The following is a 14,071-nucleotide window of genomic DNA, read 5'->3' on the forward strand; positions in this document are numbered from 1 at the left end:
CCTGGCCTGACGCGAGCTGCCGCCTGCTTTCGGTCTGACCTGACCCGGCGGCGGCCGGGTCAGGACCGGGTCGCGTCGACCGACGGCGGCGTGTCGGCCGCCTGATCCGCCGGAGTGCCACACGCAGCCGATTCGGCCTCCTCGGAGGCCGCGCGGACCATCGCCGTCATCGCCTCCGCGACCGTGCGCAGCTCGGCGTCCGTGAGGCGTTTGAGCACCCGCGTCTGCTTCTCCGTCCCGGCCGTGATGATGTCGGCGATCATCCCCGCGCCGGTGCTGCTCAGGGTGATCCGGCGGACCCGGCGGTCGTGCGGGTCCTCCGCCCGGGTCACCAGGTCGTGGGCCACCAGCCGGTCGACCATCCCGCTCATCGTGGCCAGGCTCACTCCCAGCAGCCCGGCCAGCTCCCGGCCCGACGTGTCGCCCAGCCGGTGCAGCAGCAGCAGGATCTTGAGCTGCGGCATGGTGAGCTGGGACGCGAAGAGCGGGTCCGAGCGGTCATAGGCGAACAGGTGCTGGAGCCGCTGCTGCGCGCCCATAATGTCGGCGATGAGTCGTTCTTTCTCGGCCACCGCACCTCCCGTGTTGCACGCTGTGTTGCGCGCCGGTGGCCGGAGCGCGTCCTTGCTGTGACGGGACGCTATCAGCGGACCCCGGCGAAAACCATTTGTTCGCGTCGGGCAAACTATATGCCTTGGCCGAACTTTCACGGGGGAGCATATGTCGTTTCTGACCAGGCTCAGTCTCGCCAACCGGGGGCTCGTCGCCCTCATCGCGGTGGTGATCACCGGTTTCGGCATCTACACGGTGCCGTCGCTCAAGCAGCAGCTGCTGCCGTCGCTCGAGTTCCCGGGCGCGTTCATCGGAGTGGTCCTGCCGGGCGCCAGCCCGGAGATCATGGAAGCCCAGGTGACCAAGCCGATCGAGGACGCCGTCAAGGGCGCCGACGGCCTGGACACCATCACGTCCACCACCCGTGAGGGTTCGGCCACCATCCAGGTCCTGTTCGAATTCGGCACCGACCTCGACAACGCGGTCAACCAGCTGACCACCTCGGTCAACCGGATCCAGCCGACGCTGCCCGACGACGTCGAGCCGACCATCTTCGCCGGCAGCACCGACGACATCCCGGCGATCATCCTGGCCGCCTCCGACGGCGGCGAGGACCAGGCCGCGCTGGCCAACCGGCTCCAGCAGACCGTGGTTCCCGAGCTCAACGCCATCGAGGGCGTCCGCGAGGTGGCCGTCACCGGCGCCCGCGCCCAGCAGATCGTGATCACACCCGACCGGGCCAAGCTCGGCGCCGCGGGCGTCGATCCGCGCGCGATCGGCACCTTGCTGCAGAGCAACGGCGTCTCGATCCCGGCCGGTGCGGTCACCGACGGCAGCCGCTCGCTGAGCGTGCAGGTCGGTCAGCCGATCCAGACCCTCGACCAGCTCAAGGGCCTCTACCTCAGCGGCAGCCGGGGCCCGGTCACGCTGGGGTCCGTCGCGTCGGTCAATCAGCAGCTGGCCACGGCCACGTCGTTCACGCGTACGGATGGGGTCGAGAGCCTCGGCATCGCGGTCACCGCGTCGCCCGAGGGGAACCCGGTCAACATCTCGCACGAGGTGCGCGACAAGATCGCCGAGCTGGAGAAGTCCTCGAACGCCAAGCTCACGGTCATCACCGACCAGGCGCCGTTCGTGGAGAAGTCGATCGAGAGCCTGACCACCGAGGGCCTGCTCGGCCTGATCATGGCCGTGATCGTCATCCTGGTGTTCCTGCTGTCGGTGCGCTCGACGCTGGTCACCGCGGTGTCCATCCCGCTGTCCGTGGTGATCGCGCTGATCGCCCTCAAGCTCGGCGACTACTCGCTCAACCTGCTCACCCTGGGAGCGCTGACCATCGCGGTCGGCCGGGTGGTCGACGACTCGATCGTCGTGCTGGAGAACATCAAACGGCATCTGGGGTACGGCGAGACGAAGATCCACGCGATCACGTCCGGCGTCAAGGAGGTGGCCGGCGCGGTCACCGCCTCCACACTCACCACGGTCGCCGTGTTCGCCCCGATCGCACTCGTGGGCGGCTTCGTCGGTCAGCTCTTCGCGCCGTTCGCCATCACGGTCACGGTCGCGCTGATCGCCTCGCTCTTCGTGTCGCTGACGGTGGTGCCGGTGCTGGCGTACTGGTTCCTGCGGCCGGCCGCCGGTGGCTCCGAGTCCGAAGAGGTCCGCCGGGCCGCCGAGGAGAAGGAGCTCCGCAGCCCGCTGCAGCGCGCCTACCTGCCGATCATCCGCTGGGTCACCCGCAGCCGGATCACCCGGTGGAGCACGGTGGCGATCGGCGTGGTGATCCTCATCGGCACGCTCGGCCTGGCCAGCCGGCTGGAGACGAACTTCCTCGACGAGTCCGGCCAGGACACCGTCGCGCTCACCCAGGACCTGCCGGTGGGCACCGACCTGGCCACCACCGACGCGGCGGCCAAGAAGGTCGAGGCCGTGCTGGCCGCCCGCAACGACGTCAAGAACTACCAGGTGACCGTCGGCAACGGTGAGTTCAACCCGTTCGCCGGATCCGGCGGGGCCAGCGGGGCCAGCTTCAACGTGGCGCTCAAAGAGGACGTCGACGCGGCCAAGGTCTCCGACGAGCTGCGCGAGCAGTTCAAGGGGATGCAGGACGTCGGCGAGGTCTCCGTCGGCAGCGACAGCGGCACCGGCTTCGACGGCAGTGCCCTGGCCGTCGTGGTGCAGGCGAGCGACCAGCAGGCGCTGGCGGCCGCCACCAAGCAGGTCCAGGACGCGATGGCCGGCACGCCGGGGGTCACCGACGTCAGCAGCACGCTCGCGGCGAGCGTTCCGCGCCTCGACGTCAAGGTCGACCGGGCCGCCGCCGCGGCCCGCGGGCTCACCGAGGCCGCGATCGGCCAGTCGGTGGCCGGGGCGTTCCGCTCGGCGCCGGCCGGGCAGATCACCGTCAACGGTGTCGGCCAGGACGTCGTCGTCGCGCTGGGCGCGCCGCCGGCCAACGCCGACGCGCTGCGCAAGCTGCCGCTGAGCACGCCCGGCGGCCAGCTCGTGACCCTCGACTCGGTGGCCGACGTCGCCGAGGTCGGCGGCCCGGAGGAGGTCACCCGGATCGACGGGAACCGCAGTGTCACGGTCGAGGGCACGGCGACCGGCTCCAACGTCGGCAAGACCACGACGGAGCTGACCAAGCGGCTCGACGCGCTGCAGCTGCCGGCCGGCGCCAGCTACGAGATCGGCGGGGTCAGCCAGGACCAGGCGGACGCGTTCGCCGACCTCGGCCTGGCGGTGCTCGCCGCGATCGCGATCGTCTTCGTGATCATGGTGGCCACGTTCCGCAGCCTGCTGCAGCCGCTGATCCTGCTCATCTCCATCCCGTTCGCGGCGACCGGCGCGATCGCGCTGCTGCTGGCGACCGGCACCCCGCTCGGCGTACCGGCCCTGATCGGTGTGCTGATGCTGGTCGGCATCGTGGTCACCAACGCGATCGTGCTGCTCGACCTGATCAACCACTACCGCCAGGCGGGTCTGGGGGTGCAGGAAGCCGTCGTCGAGGGCGGCCGGCACCGGCTGCGCCCGATCCTGATGACGGCCATCGCGACGATCTTCGCGTTGCTGCCGATGGCCCTGGGCCTCACCGGTGAGGGCGGTTTCATCTCGCAGCCGCTGGCCGTCGTGGTCATCGGCGGCCTGGTCAGCTCGACACTGCTGACCCTGGTCCTGGTGCCGGCGCTCTACACCATGGTGGAGAACACCAAGCTCAAGGGCCGCACCCGGCGCGAACGGCGCCGGGCCCGCAAGGCGATGAAGCGCAGCGGCGCGACCGCGGCGCTGGACACGCCGAAGCACGCGGCGGACGAGCCGGACGGCGCGGTCCCGGCCGACGACCCGACTCCGGACTCGAGCGGCGGCGCGCACGAGGCGCCCGAGGGCTCACCGGCCGGACATCCGGCGCGTTCCACGGCCGAGCCGCAGAGCGGGGCACTGCGGGGCTACACGGACCAGTTCGAGGTCCTGAAGATGCCCCGCCGCCCGGCGACTCCGCCCCCGGCCTGACCGGACGCGGCGGCCGGCCCTGCGAGGTCGGCCGCCGCGCCGCGTCACCACCCGACCGGTAGATTCCGGTACGTGGCGACTCCCTTCTCGGTCCTTACCCGTAACCGTGACTTCCGGCGGCTGTTCGGGGCCGAGATGGTCGTGTTCGGCTCCGACTGGTTCGTCATGGTGCCGCTGCTCGTCCTGCTGCCCGAGCTGACCGGCAGCGGGGTGTGGGGCGCGCTGGTGCTGGCCGCCGATACCGGGATCAACGCGCTGCTGCTGCCGTACACGGGAACCATCGCCGACCGGATGGACCGCCGCACCATCCTCATCGCGGCCAACGTGGCCGCGCTCCTGGCCATTCTGCTGTTGTTCTTCGTGCGGTCGGCGGCCACGGCGCCGCTGGCGCTGGTGGCGATCGGCGCCGTGGCGATCGCCAAGGCGTTCTACTCCCCGGCGGCGTCCGCGGCCCTGCCGAACGTGGTCGACCCGGCCGACCTCGCCGCGGCCAACTCGGTCGCCGGCTCGGCCTGGGGCACCATGACCATCGTCGGCGCCTCGCTGGGCGGCATCGTCAGCAGCGCCTTCGGCCCGTACGTCAGCTTCGCCGTCGCCTCGGTCAGCCTGTTCGTGGCGGCCGTACTGACGGCTCTGATCCGCCGCCCGTTGCAGGCGCCGCGGGACCCGGACTACGTGCCGCCCCGGGCCTGGCACGCCCTGATCGAGGCGCTGCGCTACATCGGCGCCCGGCCCCGGCTGCGCGCTCTGGTCACGGTGAAGTCGGCGGTCGGCCTCGGCAACGGCGTGCTGACCGTCTTCCCCCTGCTGGCCGGCCTCTACGGCGTCGGCGCCCTGGGGGCGGGACTGCTCTTCGCGGTACGCGGCGCCGGCGCCCTGGTCGGACCGCTGGTCATGCGGCCGGTCCTGAACCACCGCACCTGGCTCCTGCCCGGCCTGGCCCTGTCCATGGGCCTGTACGGCCTCGGCTACATCGGCGTGGCCTTCGCACCGTGGTTCCCCCTGGTGCTGGCGCTGGTCTTCGTGGCCCATTTCGCGGGCGGTACCAACTGGGTGCTGTCCAACTACGCCCTGCAGGGAGAGGTACCGGACAGGCTGCGCGGCCGCGTCTTCGCCACCGACATGATGCTGGCGACCCTGGCCATCTCGGTGAGCCAGCTGGGCGCGGCAGCCTTCGTGGACCGCGTCGACGAACGCGTGATCTTGATCGCCTGCGGTCTGATCACCCTCCTGTACGCGATCGGCTGGCGTTTCGCGACCCGTCATCTGTCCCTGGCCGAGCCGATCCCCACTGACGCCGCCGCTGACGGTGAGGGGCAGGAGCCCGCCGCGTCGGCCCACCCATCGGACGGCCCGGCCGGAGTTGACGGCCCGCCCACCGGCGGCGCGCGACCGGCTCATGAGGGACCGGTCGCGGAGGTCCGGTCCGGCGCGACCTATGAGACTCCGGTCACGGAAGGCCGCTGCGGCGCGGCCGCTGAGGGTTCAGCCGCGGAAGACCGCCCCGGCGGCCCGGCCCCTGCCCCCAAGCACTGACCCGCCGCAGCGTCGGACGAAGATTGCCTTGAATCCCATCCCCGAAGGCCCGGCGACCCGAAGACTTACCCAGCGACGCGGCTCGGCCGAGAGGGTTACCCGGCAAACGGTGAACCAGCAGGCCGGTCACCAGCGCCATAGGACTGTGCGCCGGGAGGAGCGTTGCCATAGGACTGCCCGCCGGGCGGCGGCGGTCCGGCGAACGGCTGGCTGCCGTCGAGTGGTGCCCCCGCGAAACCCGGCCCGGGATTCCGGCTGACCGCAGCCGCGATGAGCAGCCCCACCCCGGCCGCCGAGATCACCGAGGTGATCAGGCCGATGAGGCCGAACACGATGCCGTACTGGGTCGCGGAGTAGTCCAGTGATTCGTACAGCACCGGGATCACCATCTGCCAGGCGAACTGGAGCAGACTGGCGAGCAGCAGCGCCGCCAGGCCCAGCCGGGCCAGCAGGGTGCCGCGGGGGCCGAGCCGCTCGCGCCGGGTGGCGACCAGGACGAAGCCCGCGATCAGCACCGCGAGCAGGGGGAGGTGGCCCAGCATGCCCGTGAACAGGTATCCCACGCTCATGTCCGCGACCCTAACGTCCGGGTGCGACATCTCCTCGTCGCCGCGGTGACGTGCGGATGATGATCAACGCCTAGCATGAGGCGATGGGCCTGACCTTCGTTACCGAGCCGGTACGGGTGCGTACCCCCGCCACCAGCGCCAATCTCGGTCCGGGCTTCGACGCGCTCGGCCTGGCGCTCACGCTCTACGACGATCTGAGCGCCCGGGTCACCGGCGATTCGTGGACCGTCTCCGTGACCGGTGAGGGCGCCGGCGAGCTGCCCACCGATGAGAGTCACCTGGTCGTGCGGGCCATGCTCGCCACCTTCGATGAGCTCGGCGCCCGTCCTGCCGGGGTCGCCGTGGAGTGTGTCAACCGCATCCCGCAGGCGCGGGGACTCGGATCGTCCTCGGCGGCCATCGTCGGTGGGGTGCAACTGGCCCGTGCGCTGGTCCGGGAGCCGCTGGACGACGAGGCCGCGCTGCGGATCGCCGCGCGGCTGGAGGGGCACCCCGACAACGTCGCGCCCTGTCTGCTCGGTGGCTTCACCATCGCCTGGACCGAGGCGGGCGGTTCCCGGGCCGTACGCCTGGACGTCGCTGCCGGCGTACAACCGACGCTCTTCGTTCCGCAGGAACGGGGCCTGACCGCGACGGCGCGGGCCGCGCTGCCCAGCACCGTGCCGCACGCGGACGCCGCGTTCAACACCGGCCGGGCCGCGCTGCTGGTGCACGCCCTCACCCGGGAGCCCGAGCTGCTCTTCGCGGCCACCGAGGACCGGTTGCACCAGGGCTATCGGGCGGTGGCGATGCCGGGCACGGCCTCCCTGGTGGCCTCGCTGCGTTCTGTCGGGGTTGCGGCAGTTGTCAGCGGCGCCGGGCCGACGGTGCTGGCCCTGAGCCCCGTACCAGCCGATTTCCACCCCGGAACCGAATGGCGCGCCGAGTCGTTGGGCGTGGATAGCGGCGGCGCCCTTGTCAAAGGGAGTATGGTGGAACACGCCGAGCGGGGCCCTGTTGCCGCAGGTCGTCAGAGTTGACTACGCTCAAGACCTAGCACAGCCGCGAAGCAAGCGATCTCTGCGGTTCGGCGCGCACCCGAGACTCATGGCACTCTGCCGGTCTCAATTCTCATCAAGGCACGTCGCCGAGCAGCGGATCCTCAGATCGCTGCACTCGCCGAGACCTATCCGTCACTGTCCGACGGGTCGGGAAACCGTCGAGCTGCCGTGCTGCAAACTCCCGCGCCGCAGTTGCGAAGCGGGTTCCGAGGGCACCCGGCCACCAGGCTGCAGACCCGGGTGGACTTGGCTTTTTCGACGGAAGGAATCCATTGAGCGACACCACCGACGTGACGTCGGGTGTTTCTGACGTCGCTGACGACGGCGCCACCACCGCTGCTGTCACCAAGCGTCGCCGCGGCGGCACCGGGCTGTCGGCGATGCTGCTGCCCGAGCTGCAGAGTCTCGCCGCCTCCCTCGGCATCTCCGGCACCGCGCGGATGCGCAAGGGCGAGCTCATCACGGCCATCTCGGAGCGCCAGAACGGCGGGGCGCCGGCCGCGTCGGCCAAGGCCACCAGCACCCCGCGCCCGCGCACCACGAACGGCTCCGCTGCCACGGCGACCGCCACGGCGACCGAGCCCGCTGCCACGGCGAACGAGGCTCCCACGGCCAAGGCCCGCGCGGCCGAGGCCCCGGCGGCTCAGGCCCCCGTGGCTCAGGCTCCGGTGAGCGAGGCTCCGGCGGCTCAGGCGCAGGCTCCCGAGACGCAGGCCCCGACCGCTCAGCCCGCCGCCGCGCAGTCCGCGGCTCCGGCCACCGAGCAGCAGCCCGCGACCGAGGCCGAGCCGGCCCGCCGCAGCCGCCGCGACCAGGGCAGCCGCGACCGCGACCAGGGCACCCGCGACCAGGGTGGCCGCGACCAGGGTGGCCGTGAGCAAGGTGGCCGCGACCAGACCGGCCGCGACCAGGGCGAGAGCCGGCGTGACACCGCCCCGGCCGACGGCCAGGGTGACGCCGAGCGCACCGACCGGGGGGACCGGCCGGAGCGTGGCGAGGCCCGCAACCGCGACCGCCAGCGCAACCCGCAGCGGACCGAGGGCGGCGACCGCAACGACCGCCCCGACCGCGGCAGCAACGACCGCACCGACCGCACCGACCGTGGCCCGCGCAACGACGGCCCGGACGACGAGGACGGCGACAACGGCGAGGGCGGTCGGCGCAGCCGGCGCAGCCGGTTCCGTGACCGCCGCCGCGGCCGTGACCGCGATGGTGAGGGCGGCGGCACCGGCGGTCGTGACGGTGGCCGGGACGGCGGTCGTGACGGTGGCCGCGAGGGTGGCCGGGACAGCGGGCGGGACAGCGGCCGTGAGCCGCACGTCAACGAGGACGACGTTCTCGTGCCGGTGGCCGGCATCCTGGACGTGCTGGACAACTACGCGTTCGTCCGCACCACGGGTTACCTGTCCGGCCCCAACGACGTCTACGTCTCCATGTCGCAGGTCAAGAAGCACGGGCTGCGTCGCGGGGACGCCGTCACCGGTGCCGTGCGGGCCGCGGCTCGCGACAGCGGCAGCGGAGACCAGCGCCGGGACAAGTACAACCCGCTGGTCCGGCTGGACACCATCAACGGGATGGAGCCCGAGGAGGCCCGGCGGCGTCCCGAGTTCTACAAGCTGACCCCGCTGTACCCGCAGGAGAGGCTGCGTCTCGAGACCGAGGCGCACATCCTCACCACCCGGGTCATCGACCTGGTCATGCCGCTCGGCAAGGGCCAGCGGGCCCTGATCGTCTCGCCGCCCAAGGCCGGTAAGACGATGGTGCTGCAGGCGATCGCCAACGCGATCACCCACAACAACCCCGAGTGCCACCTGATGGTCGTGCTGGTCGACGAGCGGCCCGAAGAGGTCACCGACATGCAGCGCTCGGTCAAGGGCGAGGTCATCGCGGCCACGTTCGACCGGCCGCCGCAGGACCACACCACGGTCGCCGAGCTGGCCATCGAGCGGGCCAAGCGCCTGGTCGAGCTGGGTCACGACGTCGTCGTGCTGCTCGACTCGGTGACCCGGCTCGGCCGGTCGTACAACCTGGCGGCGCCGGCTTCCGGCCGCATCATGTCCGGTGGTATCGACTCGACCGCGCTGTACCCGCCGAAGCGGTTCCTCGGCGCGGCGCGCAACATCGAGAACGGTGGCTCGCTCACCATTCTCGCGACGGCACTGGTGGAGACCGGCTCGATGATGGACACCGTCATCTTCGAGGAGTTCAAGGGCACGGGTAACGCCGAGCTCAAGCTCGACCGGAAGATCGCTGACCGGCGTACGTTCCCGGCCATCGACATCCACCCGTCCGGCACGCGTAAGGAGGAGATCCTGCTCGGCAAGGAAGAGCTGGCGATCGTCCACAAGCTGCGCAAGGTGCTGAGCTCGCTGGAGTCCTCGGCGGCCCTGGATCTTCTGCTCGACCGGCTCAAGCAGTCCCGGACGAACATCGAGTTCCTGATGCAGATCGCCAAGTCCACGCCTGGCGAGTAAACGCCCGAAACCGGCATAAAGGGGCAGTCACCGCGAGGTGGCTGCCCCTTTGTCGCACAACGGGTGCGTTTGGACCGGTACGGCATCATGCGAACCTCCCTGCACACCTCAGCTCAACGTGGGGAGGACGGGCCGATGATCCCTGGCTACCGGGACCAACCGACGGAGAGATGGGACCCGGTCGCACCGGTCGATCCGGGCGAGGCCGAGGACTTCCTGCGGCAGTGCTACCTCGAGAACCCCCGGCTCGGCCCGGTCGAGCCGCGGCTGGCCATCGTGCGGGCCCAGATCGCGGCGACCGGCGGCTACGTGCACACCACCGAGGAGCTGGCGTACGGCGCCAAGATGGCCTGGCGCAACGCGAGCCGCTGCATCGGCCGGCTCTACTGGCGCAGCCTGGTGGTGCTGGACCGGCGCCGCGCCCGCACCGCGGACGACATCTTCTCGCTGCTGGTGCACCACCTGCAGACCGCCGGCGGCGGCACCGGGCGGCCGGGCGCGATCCGGCCGGTGATCAGCATCTTCGCGCCGGCGCTGCCCGGCCAGCCGTACGCGCGGGTCTGGAACGAGCAGCTGATCCGCTACGCCGGCTACCGCACCGAGGACGGCAGCTCGGTGGGGGACCCGCGCAACGAGCAGTTCACCGCGGCCATGCAGGGCTTCGGCTGGCAGGGCAAGGGCGAGGCCTTCGACGTGCTGCCGCTGGCCATCGAGACCCCGGCCGAGGGCGTACGCCTCTACGAGCTGCCCGAACGCGCCATCCTCGAGGTGCCGCTGACCCATCCCGAGTTCGCCTGGTTCGCCGAGCTCGGCCTGCGCTGGCACGCCGTCCCGGCGATCGCCAACATGCGGCTCACCATCGGCGGGGTGCAGTACCCGCTGGCGCCGTTCAACGGCTGGTACATGGGCACGGAGATCGGCGCGCGCAACCTCGCGGACACGGACCGCTACAACATGCTGCCCATCGTCGCCGCCCGGATGGGGCTGGACACCAGCCGGGAGTCGACACTGTGGCGGGACCGGGCCCTCGTGGAGCTGAACCGGGCCGTGCTGCACTCGTACGAGAAAGCCGGGATGAAGATCAGCGACCACCACACCGAATCGGCGCGGTTCCTGACCCACCTGCGCAACGAGGAGAAGGCCGGGCGCCGGGTGCCGGCGGACTGGACCTGGATCGTGCCGCCGATGTCCGGCGGCATCACACCGGTCTTCCACCGCTACTACGAGGAACTGGACCTGCGCCCGAACTTCTATCTGGACGCCGAGGCGCAGGCGCTCGCCAAGGACGGCACCCGCTGCCCCTTCACCGGGTGAGCGGCTCAGGCGAACTCGTTGAGGGGGAAGTCGTCGCGGTGGCGCCACGCGGCATCCGTGCGGACGTGGTCCTCGCGGACCCATTTCAGGAGCCGGTGCGAGAACTCCGCCGCCGGGATGCGGCCCGCACTGCGGACCACGAAACCCTCGGAGGTCTCCGGATCACGGACCTTGCCCCAGGCCGCGCGGGCCTCGGTCAGGCTGCCGCCGCGGTACAGGACCGGGACGACCGGGAGCTCCAGGCGTTGCGCCCAGTCCACCGTGTCGTCCCAGCCGAGCAGCGTGTCGGTCTCGTCCCAGATGCCGAAGACGATGAAGACCCCCGGCAGGTCCGTGTAGGCGATGCTGCGGCGGGCCCACATGGACTCGCCGCAGACCCGCCAGTCGTCCGGGATCCGGTACGCCGTCATCGCCCACAGTGCCTTGGCGGGCCGGTCCCACGCGTTGGTGCCGGAGTCCACGGACCGGGCGTACATCGCGTCCCGGGTGAAGGTGAGGTTGCCGCCGTCGAGCTTCTCCGTCACCACGAGCTCGCCGTCCAACCAGGACAGATCGTGCTGGATCTTGTCGTCGGCGGTGGCGCCGGGGGAGTCGGGCAGGTGGAAAGTCCGCGGATACTTCCCGTCCCGCCCGTCCATCAGAAGTCCCCCTCCGCCACCTGGAACACCGTCAGTCCCAGGGCGCGCCACATACGTACCACCTGCTGACGGTCGTCGAAAACCCCGATGACCCGCCAGCGGTCACGGATCTCCTCGTCGAAGATCTCCCGCTTGACGACGGCGTCCTTGCGGGAATCCCCCTCGGGCCGCATGAAGAGTCCTTCGTACGGCACATCGACGTAGAGGTCCAGCCAGGCCTCCGTCTCGGCGCGGCACACCTCGTCCCGCCCCGAGCAGAACACGATGGCGTGCCCGGCCGCGTGCATGGCCCGCACGGCGGCGATGACCGCCGGGTTGGGCGCGTCCTCACCGACCCGGCCCCAGTCGTACGGGCTGCGACCGTTCATCAGCGCCACCGTGCCGTCGATGTCCACCAGCACCACCGGCGGCAACTCCGGATCCGGGTCGTAGACCACACCCGGCCCGCCCGGATCGACGTACGGGACCGGCAACGGCAGGTTCTTACCGGCCAGATACCGCTGGTGCATCCGGCGGATCCCGGCCTCCCCGACCCGCTCGTCCTCGGGGCGCCCGGCGTCGCGGCGCAGGCACTCCTCGAGCGGCACATCGGTGAAGTCGTGCACCTCGAAGCTCGCGTGGAAACGCGCGGCGAGCTCGGCCCACTCCCGTACCGTCTTGGCCCGCAGGTTGGTGTCATCGACGATCACGTCGGCGTGAGCGCGCAGCAGGGCCTCCACGGTGGCCCGCTGGGCGTGCGTCACCTGGCCCTCGGCCCACTGCGTGAAGAGCCGCTGTCCGTGCAGCATCCGCCGCAGGTCGTCGCGGTTGACCCGGACGACCTGCGGCTGCAGCTTGCGCGCGAAGGTGGTCTTACCCGAGGCGGGCAGCCCTCGGGTGATCAGCAGTCTGGTCATTCCTCACTCACCTGGTTGCCGCCGGGGGTGACGTCGCCGGCCGGCCGGACGAGCTGCCACAGGCCGGGACGGTAGTCCTTGTCGTCGAGCCGCAGGAAAAGTGCCCCACGATGCTCGCTGCGCACGGCCCGCGCCGCGAACTCGCGCCGGCCCCAGCCCGCCGGCAGCTCGGCGACGATCGCCGCGAACTCCGCCTCGACGGTCTGCGCCAGCGCCGCCACGGCGCCGGTCAGCTCGGCGGCCACCGCGCTGACCCACGCGTGGAACTCGTCGGGCAGCGGTTCGGTCAGCGCGTCCAGGTCACCGCCGGAGACCAGCACTTCCCATACGGTACGGGCGGAGAGCCCGGTCACGAGCCGGTGCAGCCGCACGTACTCCGCGTACTTGATCTTCACCCGCTCGTCCGAGTCGGTGAGGTGCACGACCAGCCCCTCCCGGCCGTCCCGCGGCGGCGCGGCGAGCGCCTCGGCCAGCGTCGCGTACGCGAACGACTCCACGACCGGGCCCGGCCACAGCGGCACCGCGGCCGGCCCGAAGGTGCGGCCGGTCGCGATGTCGACCGCGCCGAGCAGGATCAGGTCGTCCAGCCCGCCGTAGTCGAGCACGATCCGGTTGGCCGGGTACACGATCTCCACCAGCACGGTGAGGCCCGCGGGCGGCGTGAAGTCCGGGTAACGGGTACGCAGCACCGCGGTCGCGTGCCGCGCCTGGTCCGAGGTGAACGAGCCCCGGGTCGCGACCGCCCACCCGTCCTCGTCGGGGAAGAGGATGCCCAGGCTGCCGTCGGCCTTGTCGGTCACCGAGACGGGCGCGTCCGGCCGCAGCCGGGGCGCGTGGCCCTCGGAGTGGTTGAAGAACTTGGCCAGGGGCCGGGCCAACACTGTGTCGCCCGCCACGATCAGACCCCGGCAGGCGAGCGTGACCGGGGTCCAGGCTCCGGCGTACTGGCAGGCCTCGGTGTAGTTGTAGATCTCGTACGGCCGCGACGGGTGACGCTGGACCCGCACGTACCCGTTGTCGACCGCCGTGGCCAGTTCGGCCGGGTCCAGGACGTCCGCGAGCAGCGTCATGACCATTCCTCCCGTGGTACGCCCGCCGCGGGAATGCGGTGAGGGCGGCTCACGTTATCGATCACGGACGCAGGAACGCCTCCTGATTTCGGATCAGGGCACGTGACATGGCAGACTGGTCCATCGGCCAGTAAAGGTTCCGGTTCACGCTCGAGTCGTCCGCCCTAGCGGGGCGGTTCGGTGCTGACGGCGACCCGGCGACCCCATCATCGAGAGGGACCGAGACACCATGAAGAGCGGTATCCACCCGGAGTACACCTCGACCGAGGTCATCTGCTCCTGCGGCAGCACGTTCACGACCCGCAGCACCGCCAAGGGCGGCGAGATCCGCGTCGAGACCTGCAGCGCCTGCCACCCGTTCTACACGGGCAAGCAGCGCGTGCTGGACACCGCGGGCCGGGTCGCCAAGTTCCAGGCCAAGTACGCGAAGGTCAACGCGACCAAGAAGAAGTAGCTACCTCGACGGCGCCCA

Annotated in this window: 10 protein-coding genes and 1 pseudogene; 6 read left to right on the forward strand and 5 right to left on the reverse strand. The window is 71.1% G+C overall.

What is annotated here, in order from left to right:
• Window positions 1-59: 59 nt before the first annotated feature.
• On the reverse strand, window positions 60-572 hold the full coding sequence (locus Aau02nite_RS40670) for a MarR family winged helix-turn-helix transcriptional regulator (RefSeq protein WP_246595819.1): 513 nt from the start codon (window positions 570-572) through the stop codon (window positions 60-62).
• Between the two features lie 148 nt (window positions 573-720).
• On the opposite strand from Aau02nite_RS40670, the gene Aau02nite_RS40675 reads away from it, so the two are divergent.
• Window positions 721-4,062: an efflux RND transporter permease subunit gene (locus tag Aau02nite_RS40675; RefSeq protein ID WP_212994004.1), complete on the forward strand. Its 3,342-nt coding sequence runs from the start codon at window positions 721-723 to the stop codon at window positions 4,060-4,062.
• Between the two features lie 72 nt (window positions 4,063-4,134).
• Window positions 4,135-5,367, forward strand: a pseudogene (locus Aau02nite_RS40680) (MFS transporter); the annotation flags it as partial.
• Between the two features lie 326 nt (window positions 5,368-5,693).
• Here Aau02nite_RS40680 and Aau02nite_RS40685 read toward each other — a convergent pair.
• Complete coding sequence (locus tag Aau02nite_RS40685) at window positions 5,694-6,167, reverse strand: hypothetical protein (protein ID WP_212994005.1); 474 nt, start codon at window positions 6,165-6,167, stop codon at window positions 5,694-5,696.
• Window positions 6,168-6,250: 83 nt separating this feature from the next.
• Between Aau02nite_RS40685 and thrB the strand changes: the two genes are divergently transcribed.
• The 3 genes from thrB to Aau02nite_RS40700 all read left to right on the forward strand — a co-directional run bounded on the left by thrB (window position 6,251) and on the right by Aau02nite_RS40700 (window position 10,995).
• Complete coding sequence (gene thrB / locus Aau02nite_RS40690) at window positions 6,251-7,186, forward strand: homoserine kinase (protein WP_212994006.1); 936 nt, start codon at window positions 6,251-6,253, stop codon at window positions 7,184-7,186.
• A 293-nt stretch (window positions 7,187-7,479) separates the two neighbouring features.
• Window positions 7,480-9,681 (forward strand): transcription termination factor Rho, encoded by a 2,202-nt coding sequence (gene rho, locus Aau02nite_RS40695; protein ID WP_212994007.1) that lies wholly within the window; start codon window positions 7,480-7,482, stop codon window positions 9,679-9,681.
• 135 nt (window positions 9,682-9,816) lie between these two features.
• Window positions 9,817-10,995, forward strand: a complete 1,179-nt coding sequence (locus tag Aau02nite_RS40700; RefSeq protein WP_212994008.1) for a nitric oxide synthase oxygenase — start codon at window positions 9,817-9,819, stop codon at window positions 10,993-10,995.
• 5 nt (window positions 10,996-11,000) lie between these two features.
• Here Aau02nite_RS40700 and Aau02nite_RS40705 read toward each other — a convergent pair whose 3' ends face one another.
• From Aau02nite_RS40705 to Aau02nite_RS40715, 3 genes are read right to left on the reverse strand one after another with little or no spacing between them, the layout of a single operon-like run.
• On the reverse strand, window positions 11,001-11,633 hold the full coding sequence (locus Aau02nite_RS40705; protein WP_212994009.1) for an RNA ligase family protein: 633 nt from the start codon (window positions 11,631-11,633) through the stop codon (window positions 11,001-11,003).
• Entirely contained in the window at window positions 11,633-12,529 is an 897-nt protein-coding gene (locus Aau02nite_RS40710; RefSeq protein ID WP_212994010.1) for a phosphatase domain-containing protein, read from the reverse strand. The genes Aau02nite_RS40705 and Aau02nite_RS40710 overlap by 1 nt, the downstream gene beginning before the upstream one ends.
• Entirely contained in the window at window positions 12,526-13,599 is a 1,074-nt protein-coding gene (locus Aau02nite_RS40715; RefSeq protein WP_212994011.1) for an RNA ligase, read from the reverse strand. Before Aau02nite_RS40715 ends, Aau02nite_RS40710 begins: the two co-directional genes overlap by 4 nt.
• A 229-nt stretch (window positions 13,600-13,828) precedes the next feature.
• Between Aau02nite_RS40715 and rpmE the strand changes: the two genes are divergently transcribed.
• Window positions 13,829-14,053, forward strand: coding sequence for a 50S ribosomal protein L31 (gene rpmE, locus Aau02nite_RS40720; RefSeq protein WP_212994012.1), 225 nt, complete (start codon window positions 13,829-13,831; stop codon window positions 14,051-14,053).
• Window positions 14,054-14,071: the final 18 nt, after the last annotated feature.

This window comes from Actinoplanes auranticolor (genome assembly GCF_018332655.1).
Taxonomy (GTDB): Bacteria; Actinomycetota; Actinomycetes; order Mycobacteriales; family Micromonosporaceae; genus Actinoplanes; species Actinoplanes auranticolor.

What these genes read in the sequence shown, in the direction of transcription:
- Aau02nite_RS40675 (WP_212994004.1), top strand. Translation starts at nt 721, where the DNA reads ATGTCGTTTCTGACCAGGCTCAGTCTCGCCAACCGGGGGCTCGTCGCC.
- Aau02nite_RS40685 (WP_212994005.1), bottom strand. Translation starts at nt 6,167, where the DNA reads ATGAGCGTGGGATACCTGTTCACGGGCATGCTGGGCCACCTCCCCCTG.
- thrB (WP_212994006.1), top strand. Translation starts at nt 6,251, where the DNA reads ATGGGCCTGACCTTCGTTACCGAGCCGGTACGGGTGCGTACCCCCGCC.
- Aau02nite_RS40700 (WP_212994008.1), top strand. Translation starts at nt 9,817, where the DNA reads ATGATCCCTGGCTACCGGGACCAACCGACGGAGAGATGGGACCCGGTC.
- Aau02nite_RS40705 (WP_212994009.1), bottom strand. Translation starts at nt 11,633, where the DNA reads ATGGACGGGCGGGACGGGAAGTATCCGCGGACTTTCCACCTGCCCGAC.
- Aau02nite_RS40710 (WP_212994010.1), bottom strand. Translation starts at nt 12,529, where the DNA reads ATGACCAGACTGCTGATCACCCGAGGGCTGCCCGCCTCGGGTAAGACC.
- Aau02nite_RS40715 (WP_212994011.1), bottom strand. Translation starts at nt 13,599, where the DNA reads ATGACGCTGCTCGCGGACGTCCTGGACCCGGCCGAACTGGCCACGGCG.
- rpmE (WP_212994012.1), top strand. Translation starts at nt 13,829, where the DNA reads ATGAAGAGCGGTATCCACCCGGAGTACACCTCGACCGAGGTCATCTGC.